Source organism: Nitrospinota bacterium (genome assembly GCA_035528715.1).
Taxonomy (GTDB): Bacteria; JADFOP01; JADFOP01; order DATKYB01; family DATKYB01; genus DATKYB01.
This window is the reverse complement of the sequence record DATKYB010000054.1, coordinates 1-20288: the sequence shown is the minus strand read 5'-3', so window position 1 is coordinate 20288 and position 20288 is coordinate 1. Positions and strand designations below refer to the sequence as shown.

23 protein-coding genes are annotated in these 20288 nt (G+C 36.0%); 14 read left to right on the top strand and 9 right to left on the bottom strand.

Annotated features, from left to right (window positions below; all coding sequences use genetic code 11):
* Positions 1-12: 12 nt before the first annotated feature.
* A complete protein-coding gene (locus VMW81_04325; GenBank protein ID HUU50163.1) occupies positions 13-297 on the bottom strand; it encodes a histidine kinase dimerization/phospho-acceptor domain-containing protein in 285 nt (94 codons plus the stop codon).
* 327 nt (positions 298-624) lie between these two features.
* Here VMW81_04325 and VMW81_04320 point away from each other — a divergent pair, with 327 nt between their 5' ends.
* Genes VMW81_04320 through mtnA form a run of 6 tightly spaced genes read left to right on the top strand, consistent with a single transcriptional unit; the run spans position 625 to position 4320 of the window.
* Entirely contained in the window at positions 625-1317 is a 693-nt protein-coding gene (locus tag VMW81_04320) for a YggS family pyridoxal phosphate-dependent enzyme (protein ID HUU50162.1), read from the top strand.
* A gap of 9 nt (positions 1318-1326) precedes the next feature.
* Positions 1327-2163, top strand: a complete 837-nt coding sequence (proC, locus tag VMW81_04315) for a pyrroline-5-carboxylate reductase (protein ID HUU50161.1) — start codon at positions 1327-1329, stop codon at positions 2161-2163.
* Positions 2164-2189: 26 nt separating this feature from the next.
* Positions 2190-2483, top strand: coding sequence for a YggT family protein (locus VMW81_04310; GenBank protein ID HUU50160.1), 294 nt, complete (start codon positions 2190-2192; stop codon positions 2481-2483).
* A gap of 30 nt (positions 2484-2513) precedes the next feature.
* On the top strand, positions 2514-2969 hold the full coding sequence (locus VMW81_04305) for a DivIVA domain-containing protein (GenBank protein ID HUU50159.1): 456 nt from the start codon (positions 2514-2516) through the stop codon (positions 2967-2969).
* Positions 2953-3270 carry a DUF167 domain-containing protein gene (locus tag VMW81_04300; protein HUU50158.1) on the top strand — a complete coding sequence of 106 codons (318 nt, stop codon included), beginning with the start codon at positions 2953-2955 and terminating at the stop codon, positions 3268-3270. Before VMW81_04305 ends, VMW81_04300 begins: the two co-directional genes overlap by 17 nt.
* Positions 3271-4320 carry an S-methyl-5-thioribose-1-phosphate isomerase gene (gene mtnA / locus VMW81_04295; GenBank protein ID HUU50157.1) on the top strand — a complete coding sequence of 350 codons (1050 nt, stop codon included), beginning with the start codon at positions 3271-3273 and terminating at the stop codon, positions 4318-4320.
* Positions 4321-4375: 55 nt separating this feature from the next.
* Here mtnA and VMW81_04290 read toward each other — a convergent pair whose 3' ends face one another.
* Together VMW81_04290 and VMW81_04285 are read right to left on the bottom strand one after the other, a co-directional pair.
* A complete protein-coding gene (locus tag VMW81_04290; protein HUU50156.1) occupies positions 4376-6811 on the bottom strand; it encodes an AAA family ATPase in 2436 nt (811 codons plus the stop codon).
* Between the two features lie 111 nt (positions 6812-6922).
* Positions 6923-7354 carry a hypothetical protein gene (locus VMW81_04285; protein ID HUU50155.1) on the bottom strand — a complete coding sequence of 144 codons (432 nt, stop codon included), beginning with the start codon at positions 7352-7354 and terminating at the stop codon, positions 6923-6925.
* Between the two features lie 584 nt (positions 7355-7938).
* Between VMW81_04285 and VMW81_04280 the strand changes: the two genes are divergently transcribed.
* From VMW81_04280 to VMW81_04265, 4 genes are all read left to right on the top strand, one after another.
* Entirely contained in the window at positions 7939-8766 is an 828-nt protein-coding gene (locus VMW81_04280) for a phosphate ABC transporter substrate-binding protein (protein HUU50154.1), read from the top strand.
* A gap of 105 nt (positions 8767-8871) precedes the next feature.
* A complete protein-coding gene (locus tag VMW81_04275; GenBank protein HUU50153.1) occupies positions 8872-9723 on the top strand; it encodes an ABC transporter permease subunit in 852 nt (283 codons plus the stop codon).
* A complete protein-coding gene (locus VMW81_04270) occupies positions 9720-10595 on the top strand; it encodes an ABC transporter permease subunit (GenBank protein HUU50152.1) in 876 nt (291 codons plus the stop codon). Before VMW81_04275 ends, VMW81_04270 begins: the two co-directional genes overlap by 4 nt.
* A complete protein-coding gene (locus tag VMW81_04265) occupies positions 10589-11365 on the top strand; it encodes an ATP-binding cassette domain-containing protein (GenBank protein ID HUU50151.1) in 777 nt (258 codons plus the stop codon). Before VMW81_04270 ends, VMW81_04265 begins: the two co-directional genes overlap by 7 nt.
* Before the next feature lie 26 nt (positions 11366-11391).
* Here the strand turns inward: VMW81_04265 and VMW81_04260 are convergent, their stop codons facing one another.
* The gene (locus VMW81_04260) at positions 11392-12069 is read right to left on the bottom strand and encodes a TIGR04211 family SH3 domain-containing protein (protein ID HUU50150.1); all 678 of its coding nucleotides are present in this window, start codon (positions 12067-12069) and stop codon (positions 11392-11394) included.
* Between the two features lie 418 nt (positions 12070-12487).
* Between VMW81_04260 and VMW81_04255 the strand changes: the two genes are divergently transcribed.
* Positions 12488-12940 (top strand): tetratricopeptide repeat protein, encoded by a 453-nt coding sequence (locus tag VMW81_04255; GenBank protein HUU50149.1) that lies wholly within the window; start codon positions 12488-12490, stop codon positions 12938-12940.
* Between the two features lie 269 nt (positions 12941-13209).
* Positions 13210-13707: a methyltransferase domain-containing protein gene (locus VMW81_04250; GenBank protein ID HUU50148.1), complete on the top strand. Its 498-nt coding sequence runs from the start codon at positions 13210-13212 to the stop codon at positions 13705-13707.
* A 7-nt stretch (positions 13708-13714) separates the two neighbouring features.
* On the opposite strand, the gene VMW81_04245 is transcribed toward VMW81_04250, so the two are convergent.
* On the bottom strand, positions 13715-14302 hold the full coding sequence (locus VMW81_04245) for a VOC family protein (GenBank protein ID HUU50147.1): 588 nt from the start codon (positions 14300-14302) through the stop codon (positions 13715-13717).
* A 240-nt stretch (positions 14303-14542) separates the two neighbouring features.
* Between VMW81_04245 and VMW81_04240 the strand changes: the two genes are divergently transcribed.
* The gene (locus VMW81_04240; protein ID HUU50146.1) at positions 14543-15337 is read left to right on the top strand and encodes a 2-amino-3,7-dideoxy-D-threo-hept-6-ulosonate synthase; all 795 of its coding nucleotides are present in this window, start codon (positions 14543-14545) and stop codon (positions 15335-15337) included.
* A 3-nt stretch (positions 15338-15340) separates the two neighbouring features.
* Positions 15341-16336, top strand: a complete 996-nt coding sequence (locus tag VMW81_04235; GenBank protein ID HUU50145.1) for a 3-dehydroquinate synthase II — start codon at positions 15341-15343, stop codon at positions 16334-16336.
* Between the two features lie 71 nt (positions 16337-16407).
* On the opposite strand, the gene VMW81_04230 is transcribed toward VMW81_04235, so the two are convergent.
* The 4 genes from VMW81_04230 to VMW81_04215 all read right to left on the bottom strand — a co-directional run bounded on the left by VMW81_04230 (position 16408) and on the right by VMW81_04215 (position 20112).
* Positions 16408-16530, bottom strand: a complete 123-nt coding sequence (locus VMW81_04230; protein ID HUU50144.1) for a hypothetical protein — start codon at positions 16528-16530, stop codon at positions 16408-16410.
* Positions 16531-16737: 207 nt separating this feature from the next.
* Positions 16738-18369 carry an L-glutamate gamma-semialdehyde dehydrogenase gene (gene pruA / locus VMW81_04225; protein HUU50143.1) on the bottom strand — a complete coding sequence of 544 codons (1632 nt, stop codon included), beginning with the start codon at positions 18367-18369 and terminating at the stop codon, positions 16738-16740.
* Between the two features lie 335 nt (positions 18370-18704).
* Positions 18705-19676 (bottom strand): class I SAM-dependent methyltransferase, encoded by a 972-nt coding sequence (locus VMW81_04220; GenBank protein ID HUU50142.1) that lies wholly within the window; start codon positions 19674-19676, stop codon positions 18705-18707.
* Positions 19677-19836: 160 nt separating this feature from the next.
* Positions 19837-20112, bottom strand: coding sequence for a helix-turn-helix transcriptional regulator (locus tag VMW81_04215; GenBank protein ID HUU50141.1), 276 nt, complete (start codon positions 20110-20112; stop codon positions 19837-19839).
* Between the last annotated feature and the right edge of the window lie 176 nt (positions 20113-20288).

Below are 20288 nucleotides of genomic sequence, written 5' to 3'. Positions count from 1 at the left end.
AAGAGCATAGCTTCAGAGATGAAACATCTTTCTCTCTTTAAATTTTTTAAGATCTATTATCTTTGCATTCTTAATATGTCTAGGATGGTTATTTACTGATTGGAGCATCTGGGAAATTATATTTTTTAGTCTATCCACACTACTGTCAATGATAGCTGCCCGTTTTAAGATATCCTCATTCGTTGTTCTCTTTAATAATTGGGCATTAAGAGATATTGTGTTTAAAGGATTGTTTATTTCGTGACTTATACAAAGGATTAATCTCTTTATATTATCAATATTTGTTTTTTCTAACATTCAAGAAATCCTATAAAATTTATATACCGAATATGCAAATAATATACCTAGTATTTTTTACTAATGTTTCTTATGTATAACATTCTGATTTAATGAGTTTTTTATGAAGGGACTTTTTATTTGAAAGTTTCGCAGAGCAGTCAAATAGTTGTCAAATTTCATAAAAAATTGCCACATTTTTGACTCTTTAGCTCAAGATACCTTATTTCCTATAATTTACAAAGTTAAATATTTGAAAGAGCAGAGAGATTTCCTTATTTTTGTTGAAGTCTTTTTTTTTAAATGTTATATTTTAAAAATATTCAATGGTTTTTTGGAGTCTTTGATATGTCTTTTATTAAAGATAATCTATTAGAAGTTAAAGAAAGAATGAAAAAGGCTGCGGAGAGAAGTGGCAGAAATTCTAATGAGGTAAAACTCATTGCTGTTTCCAAAACTGTGGATGTTCATCGCATTAAAGAGGCGATTAAGGCAGGGCATCAACTTTTTGGAGAAAACAGGGTCCAAGAGGCTAGGGATAAGATAGAAGATATAGGCAGGGATGTAAAGTGGCATATGATAGGACATCTTCAGAGGAATAAGGTTAAGTATATTTTTGACCTTTTCGATATGGTTCACTCTGTTGACAGCATTCCATTAGCACATGAGATTGATAGAATTGGTAAAAAAAAAGGAAAGGTAATGGATATTCTTATCCAGGTTAACATATCAGGGGAAGAGACAAAATATGGCATGGAAGCAGCAGAGATGATGAAGATCATAAAAGAGATTTCTAACTATGAGCATATTTCTATTAAGGGTTTAATGACCATGCCTCCCTTCTTTAATGACCCAGAAGATGCCAGGCCCTATTTTATAAAGCTTCGAGAGTTAAAAGATGAGATCGAAAAGCAAGAGATAGAAGGAGTTTCTATAGAAGAGCTCTCAATGGGGATGTCTAATGATTTTGAGATTGCAATAGAAGAGGGGGCTACTATGGTAAGGGTAGGAACAACTATATTTGGAGAGAGACAATATTAGGAGGCACTTTTGAAGAAGAATTATAAATTAGCATTTATAGGCTGTGGGAATATGGGTGAGGCATTGATAAAAGGTTTATTGGGGAAAAATTTTATCTCCTCAAAGAACATTATTGGTATGGATATAAGCAAGGAAAGGCTTCGTTATATCAAAAAGACCTATTCTGTCGAGGCTGTTCAAAGGAATAGAGATGCAGTTAAAAAGGGAGATATCATTATCCTTGCTGTGAAACCTCAAGATATAACCACAGTACTCAAAGAGATTGCTGGTGAGATTAACAGATCAAAACTATTGATATCCATTGCTGCAGGGGTTTCATTAAAATTTATCGAGTCTTTTTCCAGTTCTAAGATTAGGCTAATAAGAGTTATGCCAAATACCCCCGCCCTTATTCAAGAAGGAGCTGCTGCGTTATCTAAAGGGAATTATGCTACAGAGGATGATCTAGAAACAGCAAGAAAAATTTTTAATACAATAGGGAAGACTGTAATTATCGATGAAAAATTGATGGATGCTGTGACAGGTTTAAGCGGTAGCGGGCCTGCATATATCTTTACAATTGTAGAGGCACTGATAGCCGCAGGAGTTAAGATGGGTCTCAGTAGAGAGGTGTCTCAAGAATTATCTGTTCAAACTTTACTGGGTTCTGCGAAGATGATCGTTGAGACAGGCGAACATCCTGCAAGATTAAGGGATATGGTTACCTCTCCAGGAGGCACGACCGTAGCCGGACTTCATGTCCTAGAGAAAGAGGGTTTAAGCGAGATAATTATGAATGCAATAGAGGCAGCTACCAAGAGATCTAAAGAATTAGGAAAGTTCTTGTCAAAAAAGAAAGAGAAATAATTTATAGATTGATCAGGAGGAAATAGATGTTTATAGTTGGAAATTTTATAACGGCCTTAGCCCACATTCTGGATATTGCCCTTAATCTCTATATGTGGGTTATTATTATAAGAGCGTTAATGTCTTGGGTTAATCCCGATCCCCACAATCCTATTGTTCAGTTTTTAATAAGATCTACTGAGCCTGTATTGGCACCAATTAGAAGATATATTCCTATTACAGGTATAGATATTTCTCCCATCATAGCTATATTTGCTATAATATTCTTAAGGTCAGCTGTCATCCAATCATTGGTTCAACTAGGTTATCAACTACGATAGATTTTTTATCTTTCCTAAAGGAGATAATTTATGAAAATCACCCCTTTAGATATTCGTCAGCAGCAGTTTAATGTCAGATTTCGTGGTTTTGATGCTGAAGAGGTAGACACTTTTTTGGAAATAGTTGCTAATGAATATGAAGAGATTATTGAAGAAAATAAAAAATTAAAAGGTGAGTTGGAAAAGAAGAAGGAGCAGATAAAGCTCTATATGGAAAATGAAGAAAAGCTGAAAAGGATGTTGAAATCCAACCAGAAGTTGAAGGATGAAATTGCAGGAACAGCAGGGAAAGAAGCCCAGTTAATTATAAAAGATGCGGAGTTAAGGGCCAGAGAAATACTGGGCAGTTCTCACAAAGAGGTAGAGAAGATAAAGATAGAGATTCAGGAATTAAAAAAACATAAAAAACAACTTCAGATAAAGATAAGGTCTATTATTGAGTCCTATTTAAAGCTATTAGAAAAGGAAGATGAGGGAGGCAAATGATGCTATGTTGAAGGTTGATGATGCTACTAACGGGGTTATCTTTGATATCAAGGTTGTGCCTAAGTCTTCTAGGAATGAAATAAGTGGTATTTACAATGGAGTATTGAAGGTAAAGATTGCAGCACCTGCAGTTGAAGGAGCAGCGAATAGAGAGTGCATAAAGTTTTTGGCAAAGAGTTTCGGAGTAAAAACATCCTCTCTTACTATTATAAGGGGTGAAAAAAGCAGAGAAAAGCGAATAATGGTTATGGGGATAAATAAAAAAGGCATTTTAAAACTCATTTCAAAGGGGGATAAGTAGCTGGTTAAGACACTAGAGTATAAAAAGACTAGGCTTATATTAATAGACCAGACCAGACTTCCCGAGGAAGAGGTTTATGTAGAATGTAACGATTATAGAGAAGTTGCTACTGCAATTAAGAATATGGTTGTCAGGGGAGCCCCAGCTATTGGTGTAGCGGCTGCCTTTGGTATAGCCATAGGAGCAAAAAAGATTAATACGACTAGTTTTAAAGATTTCCATGAAAAAATCGAAAAGATATGCAAGGTTTTAGCAGATACAAGACCAACAGCAGTCAATTTGTTCTGGGCTATTGATAGGATTAAGAAGCTAATAAAGGATAATAGAGATCTAAAGATTAATGTTCTAAAGAAGATAATAGAAAAAGAGGCCATTAAGATTATGGAAGAAGATATCGCCATTTGTAAAAAAATGGGTGATATAGGGGAAAAACTCATTGAGGATGGAGATACTATCTTAACCCATTGTAACGCTGGGGCGTTAGCAACGGCTGGCTATGGGACAGCATTAGGTATTTTAAGAACAGCCAAAAAAAATGGTAAAAGAATTAATGTTTTTGTAGATGAGACAAGACCATTTTTGCAAGGAGCACGACTTACAGCATGGGAACTGAATAAGGACAAGATTCCTGTTATTTTAATAACTGATAATATGGCGGGTTATTTCATGAAAAAAGGGGATATTAATAAGGTTCTTGTTGGGGCGGATAGAATTGCTTCAAATGGTGATGTTGTTAACAAGATTGGAACTTATTCTATAGCTATTTTAGCAATGGAACACAATATACCTTTTTATGTGGCTGCTCCTGTATCTTCTATGGATATGTCAGTGAGTTCAGGAGACGATATTCCAATCGAGGAGAGAGATTCAAATGAGATAACTCATTTTAGCGGAAAGAGGATAGCACCTGATGGGATTAGAGTTATCAATCCCGCCTTTGATATGACCCCTAACAGACTTGTTGATGCAATCATTACAGAAAAAGGGATTATAAGATCGCCCTATGATAAAAATTTAAAAGAGATTGTTTCGAGAAAAAATCCGTCTTAAAAAGAATCTTAAAACTATTTTTTAGCTATCGGCTTTTTCCCTTTTTTAACTGGTTTTATTTTTTTTTCTTTTCACCGAATTTTTTCATCTTCATTGCGAGATCCATCAGTTTTTGATTGACCAGATAATTAACGGATCCCTTTTGATAAGTTCCATCTTTCTGAATCTTACCAGCCTTTACTCCGGTTAGGATTTCAATACCTCCATCTATATTTTTTACAGAATAGACATGGAATTTTTTCTCCTCGACTGCCTTAACAATATCCTTTCTCAAGGCGAGATTTTCGATATTCAAATGGGGGATCATTACCCCTTGTTTTCCAGTAAGTCCTTTGGCCTTACACGCATCATAAAACCCCTCGATTTTCTGGTTTACCCCACCGATGGGTTGTATCTCTCCCTTCTGGTTAACAGAACCTGTAACTGCAATATCCTGTCTTAAGGGGAGTTCGCTGAGACTTGATAAAATGGCATATACTTCTGTAGAGGAGGCACTATCACCATCTACTCCACCGTATGATTGCTCAAAGCAGAGGCTTGAACTGAGGGTTAAGGGTTTGTCCTGGGCGTACTTACTTCTTAGATAGCCTTCTAAGATTAAGACACCCTTGTTGTGGGTTTTTCCGCTTAAATCTGCCTCTCTCTCGATATTAATGATGCCGTCTCTGCCCATAGATGTCTTGGCAGTAATTCTGGTTGGGATTCCAAAGGAATAGTCTCCTGTATCATAGACAGAGAGGCCATTTACCTGTCCCACTACCATGCCGTCAGTGTCTATCATTAATGTTCCTCTATCAATCATCTCTTGGAGTTTATCCTCTGTCAGTCGGACCCTATTATATTTTTCCTTAATAGCCTCATCCACATACTCTTCAGTAACGATTCTGCGGCCATTTTTTTTTGCCCAAAAATTGGCTTCTTTCACGATTTCTTCTATCTTATTAAAGCGTATAGATATCTTGAATTGTTTTCCTGCCAGTCTTACACCATATTCTATAATAGCTCCTATGGCCTTATTATCAAAAGGGAGAAGATTATCCTGGATACATATCTTTGAAACAAAAGTGGTATACTGGGCAATGCTTTCTTCTTTTTTATCCATTTCAGAGTCAAACTCTGCCTTTACCTTAAAGATCTTTTTAAAGTCATCGTCGTGATTGTATAAGAGGTGATAGAGATAGTTATCTCCTATCATTACTACCTTTACATTCACCTCTATTGGTTCTGGTTTTAATGCAGAGATGCTTGCCATGTAAAAGGGGTCATAACTTTGAATCTCCATAACCCTATTTCTTAGAGTTCTTTTCAGTGTTTGCCAAACCCCTGACTCTATCATGGCATCCAGTGCATTAATTACAAGGTATCCATTATTAGCCTTAAGAAAGGAACCTGCCTTAATCCTTGTAAAATCTGTCTGCCATACACCGCTCCGGTCCAAAACTCTCTCAATAGTTCCAAATAGATTTTTATATGTTGGATTCGTTTCGATAATAATCGGAGATCCCTTAACTTCTGAATTGTCTATAAGAACATTGACTCTATATTCATTAAAGGTTTCCTTAGGAGGCATATCTCTAAAAGGAGAATGTTTTGACTGAGAGACGTCTTTTACAAATCTTTCAAAATTTTCTAAAATATCGGTTTTAACATCTTCTAGATATCGGTCTATCTTTTTGTTTTTATATTTTACTTTGATTTCAAAAATTGCATTTTCTACGAGAGGCAAGAGAGTTTTTTTGTTGAGCTCATCAACATTTTCACGAATTTCTTTTTCAATCTTCTGGCTTATGTTAATTGTCTCTAAAAGGTCTGTACTGAATTCTTTATATTTTTCTTTTAGCCTTTTAAATTCTTCTTTAGAAAATTTTCCCTCCTCTGTTATTTTTTCTAATTCATCTATATTGATAGGTTTTTCTTTTACTAATGGAGCTATATCGAGCCTTAGGTATTGCCCGGGCTGAACTTGGATAGTTGTAAATCCTTCTTTGGACAGTTTTTTTTCGAGTTCTTTAAAGATATCCTTCCCTTTTTCTCTCAGTGACTCAACAATATTCTTTTGTTTTTTTTGGTATCCCTCACTTTCAAATACTTCTGGGATATTTTTTTTCATCGATTCTATTAACAGATTCATATCCCTCTTAAATTTTTTCCCTAATCCTGGTTTGAGAAGTATCGCTCGAGGTGTATCAGGATCTTGAAAGTTATTTACATAACAGATATCATCTGGAAGCTTTTTCTTTTTATCTATCTCTTCTAAGAGACATTTTATGGTAGTTGTTCTTCCAGTTCCTGCCAATCCGGTTACAAAGACATTGTAACCCATGCCTTCTATTTCAAGACCCAGTCTAATAGCTTTTAAAGCCCTTTCTTGACCTATAATTTCATCACAGGCCTTGACTTCACAGGTATCTTTAAAAGTAAGTTTATTTAGGTCGCAACGCCATCTCAGATTTTCAATAGGCACCTCTTTGGAAGCAAGATTTATCTTCATAATCAATAGATTCCTCCTTTTTAAAAAATATTCATTCGATAATTTATGGTTCTATAATATTTCAGTATAATAATATTAAAAGGTTTTTTCAATAATGAAAAAGTAGTCGTTCTAAATATTGAAGACCTTTTTTATATAGAAATATCCCAGTGAAAGAAGGCTTACTAAAATTATTGTAATAAGAGTATAAATAAGAATTCTCAGTTTTATTCGAAGCTCTTTCTGAATCTGATCATCCAATCGCTTTTCTATATCAGTAATCTTTTTATCCACCTTTTTTTCTAAGATATCCATTTGATTTTCAAAGAAAATCTCTGCTTCTCTTAATATTTCTTTTAGATACTGATCTTTTTTTCTATCAACAAAGGCCTCGACCTTTTTTGGCGCACTGCTGATAGCACTTGCTGTTTTGTTAACTGCTTGCATACCTGCTTTCATCCCTGCCTCTCTTACTGCCATCTTGGCAACCTCTGAGGCTGTCTTTTTAAAAGCAGGTTTAGATAGAAAATCGACTATAGATTTTATTAAATGAAGTTTTACCATCTTTAAAAAACAATTCTTAAATTAAGCCAGACCAAAATAGTTAAAATAGGTGATAAAAACAGTATAGTATAAAGCTCTTTTTTTACAGCTGAAAACCTCAACGAAAGGAGAGATATTAAAATATATTTCTTAAATAAAACTGGAAGATCTTTAAACCAGAAAATAATGTCAAAGACCGTATAGATGAGATAACTACTAAATAAAACAACTAAAAAGATCCTGAATAATAAATAAGGTTCAAGAGAAGCCATTCCTCTTTTCCCTTCAATATAGAAAAATAAAAGATATTAATTATTATGAGAGTCTTTTTGATAGGAACCTTATATCATAATTCATTAGATTAGAAAATTAAAAAATATTTAAAAGTTTCTGATTAATAAATTTTTTGGATTTTAAACTAACATTAGATTTTCAAAGCATATTCTTTCTTACCTTTCTTGTACAAACAAGAAAAGGGGAGCAATATAGTTTCTCAAGATAAAAATCATCTAATTATTGATTTTTCCTATTTGACAAATCGATTTTGTTTATGCTAAATAAACAAAAATATTTATCTTTTAATCAACCATTCCTAAGGAGTTTGTATGAAGAAGTTTTTTTTGGTGTTATTGCTGGGTATAGCTTTAATATCAATAGGCAAAGCAACGCAAGCAGGTGAGCTGGATCGTTTTAAGGGAATGAGCGGAACGATTGATATTGCTGGAGGAACTGCCCATATTCCTGTATTGAAGGATGCGGCAAAAAGAGTTATGTCTTTTAATCCAAAGATTAAGATTACCATTGCTGGCGGGGGAAGTGGTGTTGGTATCCAGAAGGTTGGAGAAGGCCTCGTTGATATCGGCAACTCTGGAAGAAAACCGGAAGATACAGAAATTAAAAAATATGGCTTAAAACTATATCCTTGGGCTCTGGACGGTGTTGCTGTGGTCTTGAATAAAAAAAACAAGGTTTCTTCTTTTAGAAGCAGCCAGGTTCAAGATATCTATTCAGGCAAGCTCAGCAATTGGAGAGATGTGGACGGGAATGATGCAACAATTAATCTTTATACCAGAGACGAAGCGAGCGGAACCAGAGCAGTCTTTTGGAAAAAAATGTTAAAAAAGGGGAAGGTGAGTTCTAAAGCAAACGTAGTCCCATCAAATGGGGCAATGAAGGTAGCTGTTGCAAATGATCCGAATGCTATTGGTTATATCTCCATTGGTCATATTGATGAAACCGTAAAAGCACCGATTGTAGATGGTGTGAAACCGTCCCAGGAAACTGCCTTAAGTGGAGAATACAAAGTAGTAAGAAAGCTTTACTCAAATGCTAAAGGTGAACCAAAACCTCTTGTAAAGGCCTTTATTGATTATATCATGGGACCCGAAGGTGAAAAGATTATTAAAAAGCATAATTTTATCCCTATTCAATAGATAAGACTTCTTTTTGTTTACTGTAAAGGCTAGCTTGTTAAAAAATATGAATCATGATGAAATAAGCTGGCTTTTTATTTTTTTATCAAAAACTAAAACAAAGATATGAAAGACAAGATATTAGAAAGATGTCTTTATTTGGCTGGTTTGTTTGCTGTTTCTCTATCAGTTTTGATACTCTTTTTTTTAATCTATTTTTCTTTACCCCTCTTTCAGCCAGCTATATTAAGAAATATATTAAGCTTTGAGTGGCAGCCCTTATATGGAAAATTTGGGATTTTGCCAATGGCTCTCACATCTATTATCCTTGCAGTTTTAGCGGTTACGATAGCTTTACCGATCGGTCTTGGAATTTCTTGCCTTTTATCAAGTCTTGCCAATAAGGGTATAGCGAAGATTGGAGATATTTTGATACGCTTTATGACTAGCATACCTACAGTTATTTACGGCTTTGTTTCAATATTTCTCTTAATACCCTTTGTCAGGGATATTTCAGGGAAAGGAAGTGGGTTTTGTCTTTTAAGCGCTATATTTGTTTTGAGCATACTTATTCTCCCAACCATGGTGCTTTTAATTAGTGATAGTTTTAAAAGTGTTCCCAAAAGCTATATTGAATCATCAAAGGCATTAGGCTTTACCCCTATTCAGGAACTGATATATATTATTATACCCTATAGTAAATTTGGAATTATCAATGCGGTTATTCTCGGGTTCGGTAGGGCAGTAGGAGATACCATGATAGCCTTGATGATCGCCGGTAATGCAGCACAGGTTCCCTACAGTTTCTTTGATTCTGTGAGAACACTGACGGCTCAGATAGCACTTGTTTTGGCGTCTGATACTGAGAGCTTGACGTTTAAATCAATCTTTGCATCCGGCCTCATTCTTTTTATATTTATGTTGTTAGCAAGCTTGAGTTCTTATTTTATAATTCACAAGAAAAGATTAGATCAATGAAAAGAACTCAGACTATAGAAAATTTCTTATTTTTGTACTGTTGGTCATGTGGAATATTCCTTATAACTGTGGTTGCATGCCTTATCGGATTTTTACTTTACAAAAGTATGCCTAACCTAGGTTTAAAGTTAATTTTTGGAGATGTGCATTGGTATAAGGCTCTGATAGGAAAGCAAATTGTATTTGACGGTATCTGGCCAGCAATGGTAGGAACATTTTTTCTTATTATTTTATCAACAGCAATTTCAATACCTTTAGGGATTTCCGCAGGAATTTATCTGTCAGAATACTGTCCAGCTAATCTCAAAGCAATGTTTTCCTTCTTCATTGATCTTTTAGCTGGAATACCATCAATTGTTATGGGATTATTTGCGTTCTCTCTGGTTTTACTCATCCATAAATTTATTACGCCAGCAGCGAATACATGCCTTATTGTTTCTGCTCTCTCTCTGGCATTCTTGGTTTTACCTTACCTTATAAAAACAACTCAAATTGCTCTATCCTCTATTCCTAAAGAATCACAGCTCATAGGTCCTTCGCTTGGCTTTAGCAAATTAGACGATCTTTGGCATATTCGCCTACCGCAATCAACCAAGAATATCCTAAGCGGTATTATACTTTCAATTGGAAGATGTGCTGAAGACACTGCTGTGATTATGCTTACCGGGGTGGTTGCAATTGGAGGCATTCCAGACTCTATCTTTTCAAAATATGAGGCTCTTCCTTTTTATATATTCTATATTGCAGCTGAATATACATCCGCTGAAGAGTTAGCAAGAGGCTATGGTGCTTCCTTAATATTACTTACGATAACCGGGACTCTATTCTTTGTTTCTTACATGATAAGAAAAAGGTTAGAAAAAAGATGGTAGATAAAAAATTTCAATCAGACTGGAAAATTCACATAGAAAACTTATGTGTAAGATTCGGCAGTAAAGAGGTTATTAAAAACACTAGCGCAAGTTTTTCTCAAAATAAAATCAATTCGATTATCGGGCCATCGGGATCAGGCAAAACAACTTTGCTTAGAGCGATAAATCGGCTGAATGATATCGAGGAAAATTGCTATACAAGTGGAAAACTTTTTATAAAGCTTCAAGATAAATGGCATAATATACTTAGCAACTATTCCTCACCCGTTTATTTGCGAAGAAAAATAGGAATGGTTTTTCAGCATCCCAACCCTCTTCCTACAACCATAAAGCGAAATATTACACTTGCTCTCAAAATAATCACAGGTTTGAACCGCTCTGAAAGAGAGGAGAGGTTAATAAATTCATTGCAACAGGTTCATCTATGGGATGAGGTCAAGGATAGATTAAAAAAACCAGCCCTTATCCTTTCAGGTGGTCAGCAACAGAGGTTGTGTTTAGCAAGAACTCTAGCACTAGAACCTGAGATTATTCTCTTGGATGAACCAACATCCTCACTAGATTTCAAGGCATCAAAGAGGATCGAACAGCTTCTTTTAGAGCTCAAACAGAAATATACTCTCATTGTAGTATCCCATAGCCTAAGACAGACCAGACGTATATCTGATAAGGTTTATGTATTAAGCAATGGGAAAATTGCTCAGGAATTAAGCAATATCCAAATTCACGATGATCAAATGTTTTATAAGGTTGCTGAGGATTTTTTTTAAAGATTCAGGATTTTTTATAACTTCTGTCAACCGGGGATTGAATAGAATGGTGTTTTGCGTTTCTTTTGCTTACGTCCTATCAGCAAACCGATTATCAACCCGCTGAGAAGCACAAGAGCTCCTGTTAAAAACCATTTATGACTTTGCAAGGATTCCAATTTTTTGTTTTCCTCTGTCAGCCTTTGAACATCTTTTTGGGCAGTTTCCAATATAGATTGAGCCTTATCGTATTTTTCTTTCAGCTTCAAATAGCCAGTAGAACCTTTACTTAGAGATTCATATTCCTTTTTTAACTTATTAAATGCTTCTGTATTGTCTTGAAGCTTTATTCTGAGATCTTTTTGTTGATTAAGCGCTTGAGTTAATTTCTTTTCGTTTTCTTTGAGGAGGGTATTTTCCTTCTTTAAGGATTTGGCTATCAATTCCCATGGCTGACGGGTTATCAGATACTGACTTAGCATCCAGCCTTCTTTCTCGCTCATCCCACCTTCCAAAAGGCGTACATAACTCCAGTCGCCTTCTGAATTAAGGACTTCTACAATTTGGCCAGAATAAAGTACTGCAATGATTTTATTTTCAGTACTAGGTCCGGTACGCAGGGTTACTTTTAAAAAATCTGTTATATAGGCATTAGTGGCCCAACTTGATTGCCACATCAAGCATAGGACCAAAATAATAGCTGAGATGGATAAAAGTCTCTTCATGTTTTATCTACCTTCTATTTAAACTTCCCGGGAAATCCATTCACAGTGGCTTTATTGAAGGCAATATAAAATGAAGACTTTCATATGTCAAGGAGAATAGTTTTGAAGAATATAATGGTTTAATGAGAACAATTTGTCAAAGCACTTATATTCACTTATATTTATTACATAGATTGCATAGAATTATTGACGAAATCCTTTATTTTTAGTAAAAAGTAGTTAAATTGGGTTCGCACTGTGATTTAATTTTCAATTGATAATCCAGAAAACTTTAGCTTAGATTCTTGTTATTCTTATTTTTTTTAACATTCAAAAGCTAAAAATAAATTATTAGATTTGGTTATAAAGAGAGTAAATAAGGTAATCTTTTTGGTTAAAAAAATATAATAAGTTAAATAATTTAAGAGAATTGATCCCCATGGATTCAATGGCTTGGTTTAAGAAGGGACATAAGTTTATAGATTCTGTCAAATACGAAGAGGCAATAGATGCCTTTACCAAGGCCATAGAACTGAACCCCAAATTTGAAGATGCTTATATTGGTCGAGGGCTTGCCTATGGAAGACTTGGTAAACATCAAAACGTCATCATCGACTGCAATAAGGCCATAGAGCTCAATCCGAAGAATGCAGTGGCGTATAGTGATCGAGGAGCAGCTTATGCAAGGCTTGGCAAACTACAGCAGGCCATCGAAGATTATGATAAGGTCATAAAACTCAATCCAAGAGATACGGTGGCTTATGTTAGTCGGGGATTTGTTTATCAAAGACTTGGAAATCAAAAGCGGGCGATCAAAGATTTAAAAATTGCTGCTAAGTTGGGCCTTCATTCAGCACAGGATTATTTAAAATCAGAAGGTATTCAATGGTAACGGATTATGAAAAAGAATTTACTCTCTCAAAAATTAAAACAAGCTTATTTAGAATTAGAAGGAGAAAATTTTAATTTTCTACATCTCGAGCAAAATAAAAAAAGATACCTTAAAATGATAGAGCTTGCATTACCTTTATCTTCCTCATCTAAAATTCTGGATATAGGTTGCGGTTTCTGTTATCAAACAAAATTTCTTAAGATTCATGGCTTTAAGGTTTTTGGGGTAGATTTTTTTATGGAGATATACCCAAAATTCACTGTAAAGAGATGGGGGTGCCTTTCTTCCAATTGAATATTGAAATTGATAATTTGCCTTTTGGAGAAGAGGTTTTTGATGTGGTTTTTCTTGGAGAAATTGTAGAGCACTTCAACTATTCCCCCCTTATTCCTTTAAGAAAAATAAAAAGAGTTTTAAAAAAGGGTGGAAGATTAATTATCACAACTCCTAATGCTCTTCGCTTGATTAATCTTTTTAAACTATTGTTAGGTTATAACCTCTATCCTGATTTGGATTCATATTATCAAGAGCCCATTTACTACAAAGGGATGAGTTTCTTTTACCGACATAATAGATTGTACACCATGAAGGAATTAAGAGAGCTTGTTTCTCAAACGGGATTTAAAATACAATCCTCAGGATTTATCAGGGAGGGTAATTGTTGGAAAGATAATCCAAAAAAGGTTTTTTCGAAATTTCTCATTTCCCCACTGCTATTTGTCTCCCCTCCATTTAGAGATTTTCTATGGATTGTAGCTGAAAGGTAATTTCTTATTAAGACTTTTTAACTCCATGGAAGAGTTCACTTCCAGCTCCAGGATATACAGTTCGCTTTTCTGGAGGTGTAGGTATTTTGACTTTTGGCCATTTTTTTAATTGAGGCTCTGAACCTTCTTGAGTGACGTTGGAGGGTTGGTCATCCACCATCCTAGGCGTCTTTCGGATATTGATGCCTTCAACATTCCAGCTGAACTCAATGGGGATACCATTAGGATCGTGGGCATAGATGGAGTGGATGAATCCGTGATCGATCATGTTTGATACCTCAAAACCAGCAGTTGATAGATTATCCTTTAGCTGCCAGAGTTCCTCCTCGGTTTCTACTCCAAAGGAGATGTGATCGAAAATAAATGGACCAGTAACTGGTCGTCCGTGATCCTTAGGCTCCACAGGTTCTATGCCTGGCCATTCAAAAAATGCAATGAGATCATTTTCAGAGATTTCAAAAAAGTAATGCCTATATCCGCGTTTTCCAAGACCAGCCACCAGGCGCATACCCAGCAAGTCCCTCCAAAATCGAATCGTCTTATCCATATCTCCAGTAACCATAGCCAGATGATTGATTCCATTAAATTTAATCATAACAAACCCTCCTTTCTTTTAAGGTTAAGTTAATATGATTTCTTTATATGAACAAACTTTTTTATAAAATTTTATATTAATCTAATATCTCTTTTAAAAAAATTCAATTAGCAAAATTTATTTGACTTGCGTTCCACTAAAATTTATCATAATCTTATTTTAAGATTAAAATTTCTATAAGATTATAACAATATGAGAGTAGTTCTAATAAATATTTTTAAGTAAAATGGAGGTAATAAAATGATTGGAAAATTAATAAGACTTGAAAGAATCATAAACCGGAATACCAAGAAAATCGTAATTGTTCCAATGGACCATGGCGTTACCGTTGGTCCGATAAAAGGTCTTATTGATATGCCAAAAACTATCAATTTGATAGCTGAAGGCGGTGTGAATGCAGTAGTCTTACATGTAGGAATGGCGTTACATGGTCACAGAGGCACAGGTAAAGATATTGGGCTGATACTTCACCTGTCTGCATCAACGTCTCTGGGGCCAGACCCTAATTATAAAGTTCTTGTCAATAATGTACAGCGAGCTATAAAGATGGGCGCTGATGCTGTTTCTGTACATATCAATATTGGAGCAGAGGACGAAGCCCGGATGCTAAGAGATCTTGGTAAGGTTTCTATTGAATGCATGGAATGGGGTATGCCTTTGCTTGCCATGATGTATCCCAGAGGCAAGAAGATTCAGAATGAAAATGATGTTGATGCTGTAAAACATGTTGCACGTGTTGGTGTGGAATTGGGTGCAGACATTATTAAATGTCCTTATACAGGCAGTCCTGAAACCTTTAAGGAGGTTGTCGAAGGCTGCCCCGTACCCGTTGTCATAGCAGGGGGTTCGAAATTGTCAGATGAAGAGACTCTGAAGATGATTGAGGGTGCAATGAAGGCAGGGGCTGCTGGGTTATCAATGGGGAGAAATGCTTTTCAGCATGAAGACCCAGTGAAATTTGTAAAAGCAGCCTGCGAGATGGTTCATAAAGGAATAAGTGCCAAAGAAGCCTTAGAGCTACTTAAAAAGAGATAAGCGATGAAGAAATTTTATGTCGATGTAACTGATTATGATAAAAAGATTGTCACAACTGCAATAGAATCCGGTGCAGATGCACTCCTTTGCAATGACACAGATGTCAAAAAGATAAAAAAATTGGGGTTGATAAAAGTCATTTCTCAAAAGGGTGACATCAGATTGGGCAAAGATATTTTAGTCCAGGAGATCAATAATAAAGAAGATGAAAAAAAAGCGATGGACAAAGTAAAAAAGGTGCCAATGATTGCTAAAATTTCAGATTGGAAAATTATCCCCTTAGAAGACCTGATAGCATCAAATCCAGAAAACGTTTATTGTTATGTCAAAAATTCAAAAGAAGCAGAGATAGCATTAAATATTTTAGAAAAGGGTGTTGCCGGCGTTGTTTTAAAGACAAGAAACATAAATGAATTAAAGAAAGTGTCAAAAGTGGTTTTTCAAACCTCAGAAAAAATCAATTTAATCAAAGCAAAAATTGTAGAAATAAAACAGTTGGGCCTCGCTGACAGAGTTTGTATTGATACAACCACAAATATGGGTAAAGGAGCAGGCATGCTTGTAGGTGATACTTCATCAGGATATTTATTAGTTCACTCAGAATCTTTACAAACACCTTACTGCGAGCCAAGGCCATTTAGGGTAAATGCAAGTGCTGTCCATGCCTACTTAAAACTTCCTGATAATAAAACCAAATATCTGACCGATTTGGAAACAGGTGATGAACTGTTAATAGTTAATCATGATGGCACGACCTATACAACTAATCTTGGCAGGGCAAAAATCGAAAAACGTCCTATGATTTTAATCAAAGCAGAATACGAAAACAGCCCTATTTCATTAATCATGCAGAATGCTGAAACCATCAGATTAACAAAACCTGGTGGAAAAGCGGTCTCAGTTGTTAACTTGAAACCTGGAGATGAAGTTCTGGGTTATGTAGAAGAAGCCGGACGACATTTCGGTCAAAAAATAGAAGAATCGATTACTGAAAAATAACTAAAAGAGACAATCTAACCTTAATTTTACTTTATGTTTGGTTTCACCGCATACTGCGTGATAGCCAAATTTCAGCTATCATGAGTCGAGCACCATGCCTCGCACTTCAAAGCCCATTCCTTTTTATTATATAAAAGACCACATTCTTCACATGTAAAATAACGTTTTCCATCCTCTTTTGTTATTTCTTTCATCCTAACCCCCTATTTATAATTAATATTATCTCAAAGATTTCATCATTCAAACAATGCCTCTTGAGCTACTAATTTTTCTATAAAAGAAAACCCTTTGACATGACTGGCAAAGGGTTTTCTCTTTTATGGCGACCCAAATAAATATAAAATATAATTTTAACTCTAAATCTTACCTCTTTGATTGCTAATCAAGACGAGTTCCTAGTATTACTTTTCTTCCATAAACGGATAACGGTAGTCAGTCGGTGGTATAAAGGTCTCTTTAATGGCACGAGTGGAGATCCAGCGTTCGAGATTCAACCAGCTCCCAGCCTTATCGTTGGTGCCTGAGGCGCGCGCTCCGCCAAAAGGCTGCTGCCCAACAACAGCTCCGGTTGGCTTGTCATTGATATAGAAGTTGCCCGCAGCGTTTCTAAGCGCCTTGACAGCCGTCACAATAGCGAATCTATCCTGTGCATAGATGCCGCCTGTAAGAGCATAAGGACTGGTCTTGTCACAAAGCTCAAGCATCTTTTCGTATTGCTTATCTGGATAAACGTAGACAGTTATGACCGGACCAAAAATCTCCTCGCACATCAGTTTTGAGCGAGGGTCTTTGCTTTCTACAACTGTCGGCTGGATAAAGTATCCCAAATTGTCGTCGCAAGTCCCACCGCAGAGTATCTCCAAGTTAGGATCGTTTTTTGCAAATTCTATATACTCGGAGATTTTCTTAAAGGCCTTCCTGTTGATTACAGCATTCATGAAGTTGCTGAAGTCGCAGACGTCCCCAACCTTTATCGTTGCAACCTCATCGAGCAGCCGCTCCTTGACTTTGGGCCAGATACTGGCAGGGATATAAATTCGGCTGGCAGCCGAGCACTTCTGGCCCTGATACTCAAAGGCTCCGCGTACAATGCCAGTGACAAGGGCGTCCACGTTGGCAGAGGTGTGAGCAAAAATAAAGTCCTTGCCGCCTGTCTCTCCAACAATCCGAGGATAGGAGTAGTATTTACGTATATCAGAGCCAATGGCCAGCCAGATGGTCGAAAATACATAGGTCGAACCAGTGAAATGAACACCACCAAGGTCTAGATGGTTGAGCACGGGCGGGCCGATAACCGGGCCTGGTCCGGGAATCAAATTAATAATGCCATCGGGCATTCCGGCCTCTTTCAGCACCTTCATGATATAATACGCTGGGAGTACTGCCGCTGATGATGGCTTCCAGACAACAGCATTTCCCATAAGAGCCGGTGAGGTAGGGAGGTTACCTGCAATCGATGTAAAGTTGAAAGGGGAGACCGCGAATACAAAACCCTCAAGTGGGCGGTGTTCCATGTAGTTTAGGACCTCCTTTGTGGAAATCGGCTGGTCATCGTAGATCTCTGTCATGAAGTAGGGATTGAAGCGCCAGAAATCGATCAGCTCGCATGCAGAATCGATCTCCGCTTGGTGGCATGTTTTGCTCATGCAGAGCATAGTTGCCGCATTGAGAGTCTGACGGTACTTGTCAGCCAGAAGCTCTGCGGCTTTGAGCAATACGGTTGCCCGTGAAGACCACTGCATCTCACTCCATGCATACTTCGCCTCGTTTGCAGCGGCAATTGCCATCTCGGCCTGCTTGGCACTGGCGCGATGATAGCGACCAAGAATCTGGTTGTGGTTATGAGGTGTTCTCATTTCGACAAGGTCGCCTGTTAATACTTCCTTTCCACCAATGATACAGGGGACTTCGACCGGATTTTCAAGCATCTCCTTGAGCTTGGCTTTTAGTTCGCTACGTTCTTTGCTGCTAGGGGCGTAGCTAAGCACAGGTTCATTTTGAGGCTTTCGGATATGAAAGATACCATTGAACATCTTATCTCCTCCCTTTATTGCCATTTAGGCATCGATTAATAAGTTCCAGACATAGATTCTCGCTGGATTCAAGTATATAAACATACAGAAAACCCTATGACAAAGTCGCCAAAGGGTTTTCTCATATATTATATCGGCCCTTTTTGGACGACTAAGGTCAAAACCGAAGTATTATATTATAATAAAAAACCCTCTGCAATCTATTTATTTGCAGAGGGTTAAAAATAAGTGGCTTTTCAAAAATTCTTGTTTAATGGAAAAATATTATATGCCGTGCAACTTTTCTTCTGCCTGCATTGTCATATATACAATACTAAAAAGATGTATTTTTTTCTTTACCTCCTGTAAAAAACATACATTTCACTACCATTCTTTTTCTCTTTTTGTTCTTTCCATTCCTGATTTGCTTTATTATCATAATAAAATGATATAGCTCTTGCCAATGGGTAGAAACATATTTTGATGATTGCCATTATAATTTGCCTACCTCCATAGTAAGTATTTCTCAAATGATTTCTAAATTCCGAACAGCTTATATTATTGCAAAAATGCACGAAAAGTAATTTTATTTTTATCTTTTTTAATTCTTTCGAATAACCAGCATTTAATGCCATTGACGGGTTAGCGAAATTAAAGATAAAATTTTTATCACATCTACTAATCCACTTAATAGCACCATAATATTGATTGCTGTAATAATCTTTTAATATTTTAAAAGAATATTTTTCAAGATATTCGGTTAACTGATTTGTAGTGAGCCTTCTTACATGTCCCTCATCCTCAAAAAAAAATCTTCCTTCCATATCATATTTAATGCTATCTTTTCGCATTTTGCAAACATTATATTCAAAACTGTTTTTATTGCCACAAGGTAATATATGTAACATAAATGAATTTTGTTTTATATAATTGTTCATTTCATCAATAGCTTTTCTTATGTCAAATACGTGTTCTAATACATGGTGTGAAAATAAAAAATCAAATTTTCTATTACTTACAGTATTACTATTTGATATAAAAAAATTGCAATTAGGAAATCTTTTGGTAGCGTTTTTAATAGCAACTTTGCTAATATCGCAACCGTAAACATTCCAATTGGGAAGAGCTTGCTTTATAGTTTCTGTAAAAACTCCATTTCCACAACCAAAATCTAAGGCATCCCCTATCGGTGGTAAAGGCAAATTCTTTATTATTTCAAATACCCTTTGCTTTTTTTCAACTGGCCACTCATCCATATATCCTTGCGAATATCTGTCTCCATAAAATTTTATGGCCGTTTCTTTGTCGTAAAGGCTTTTATTATCCATATCTTTGTTTTAATTTATGTCGCCTAAGCAAATATTTTCGTTTTACTGTCAAAATTTTAAATAGTCCGTACTTATTTTTATTCATTTCCCATGTCCCTCTAGTTTCTTCAAATTTTTCGTAGTCCTGGCGATTTTTCTTTCGGATCGCTGTAAATCTTTGCTAAATTTTGCATTTGCCTAGAGTTTGTCTTATTAATTCCTCCATGCCAACATCTAACGCTTTGGCGATTTTCGCCACTGTCTGAACAGAAGGTTTCTTAACAATGTTGGATTCTGACTTTGTAAAAGTAGTGTAGGGAATATCGGCTTTTCTTGCAAGACGGTCTTGTGTAAGACCTTTTTTATTTCGAAATTTCTTTACATTATCACCGATCATATTAATCCTTGATATTATTTCCAATATTTGGTAACATATATAAAATAACCTTTTTGGCATCTAATATTATATCAAATTCAAAATAATCTACAACAGAAATTGAAAAGCGATTTATTTTTTGATACCAGTTTTAAAATCGATGCCCATAGTCAAAATTCTGCCTTTTTGCCTGCGTTTCCGGGTGAAGGCTCGGCAAGCCGCCGAAGCCACACCGAGTTATTACGTTAGTGGTTGAG

What these genes read in the sequence shown, in the direction of transcription:
- VMW81_04285 (HUU50155.1), bottom strand. Translation starts at nt 7,354, where the DNA reads ATGGTAAAACTTCATTTAATAAAATCTATAGTCGATTTTCTATCTAAA.
- VMW81_04270 (HUU50152.1), top strand. Translation starts at nt 9,720, where the DNA reads ATGAAAAGAACTCAGACTATAGAAAATTTCTTATTTTTGTACTGTTGG.
- VMW81_04325 (HUU50163.1), bottom strand. Translation starts at nt 297, where the DNA reads ATGTTAGAAAAAACAAATATTGATAATATAAAGAGATTAATCCTTTGT.
- pruA (HUU50143.1), bottom strand. Translation starts at nt 18,369, where the DNA reads ATGTTCAATGGTATCTTTCATATCCGAAAGCCTCAAAATGAACCTGTG.
- VMW81_04320 (HUU50162.1), top strand. Translation starts at nt 625, where the DNA reads ATGTCTTTTATTAAAGATAATCTATTAGAAGTTAAAGAAAGAATGAAA.
- VMW81_04250 (HUU50148.1), top strand. Translation starts at nt 13,210, where the DNA reads ATGGGGGTGCCTTTCTTCCAATTGAATATTGAAATTGATAATTTGCCT.
- VMW81_04230 (HUU50144.1), bottom strand. Translation starts at nt 16,530, where the DNA reads ATGAAAGAAATAACAAAAGAGGATGGAAAACGTTATTTTACATGTGAA.
- VMW81_04245 (HUU50147.1), bottom strand. Translation starts at nt 14,302, where the DNA reads ATGATTAAATTTAATGGAATCAATCATCTGGCTATGGTTACTGGAGAT.
- VMW81_04305 (HUU50159.1), top strand. Translation starts at nt 2,514, where the DNA reads ATGAAAATCACCCCTTTAGATATTCGTCAGCAGCAGTTTAATGTCAGA.
- VMW81_04265 (HUU50151.1), top strand. Translation starts at nt 10,589, where the DNA reads ATGGTAGATAAAAAATTTCAATCAGACTGGAAAATTCACATAGAAAAC.
- VMW81_04215 (HUU50141.1), bottom strand. Translation starts at nt 20,112, where the DNA reads ATGCCAAAAAGGTTATTTTATATATGTTACCAAATATTGGAAATAATA.
- VMW81_04300 (HUU50158.1), top strand. Translation starts at nt 2,953, where the DNA reads ATGAGGGAGGCAAATGATGCTATGTTGAAGGTTGATGATGCTACTAAC.
- VMW81_04310 (HUU50160.1), top strand. Translation starts at nt 2,190, where the DNA reads ATGTTTATAGTTGGAAATTTTATAACGGCCTTAGCCCACATTCTGGAT.
- VMW81_04290 (HUU50156.1), bottom strand. Translation starts at nt 6,811, where the DNA reads ATGAAGATAAATCTTGCTTCCAAAGAGGTGCCTATTGAAAATCTGAGA.
- VMW81_04275 (HUU50153.1), top strand. Translation starts at nt 8,872, where the DNA reads ATGAAAGACAAGATATTAGAAAGATGTCTTTATTTGGCTGGTTTGTTT.
- VMW81_04255 (HUU50149.1), top strand. Translation starts at nt 12,488, where the DNA reads ATGGATTCAATGGCTTGGTTTAAGAAGGGACATAAGTTTATAGATTCT.
- VMW81_04240 (HUU50146.1), top strand. Translation starts at nt 14,543, where the DNA reads ATGATTGGAAAATTAATAAGACTTGAAAGAATCATAAACCGGAATACC.
- VMW81_04280 (HUU50154.1), top strand. Translation starts at nt 7,939, where the DNA reads ATGAAGAAGTTTTTTTTGGTGTTATTGCTGGGTATAGCTTTAATATCA.
- VMW81_04260 (HUU50150.1), bottom strand. Translation starts at nt 12,069, where the DNA reads ATGAAGAGACTTTTATCCATCTCAGCTATTATTTTGGTCCTATGCTTG.
- VMW81_04220 (HUU50142.1), bottom strand. Translation starts at nt 19,676, where the DNA reads ATGGATAATAAAAGCCTTTACGACAAAGAAACGGCCATAAAATTTTAT.
- VMW81_04235 (HUU50145.1), top strand. Translation starts at nt 15,341, where the DNA reads ATGAAGAAATTTTATGTCGATGTAACTGATTATGATAAAAAGATTGTC.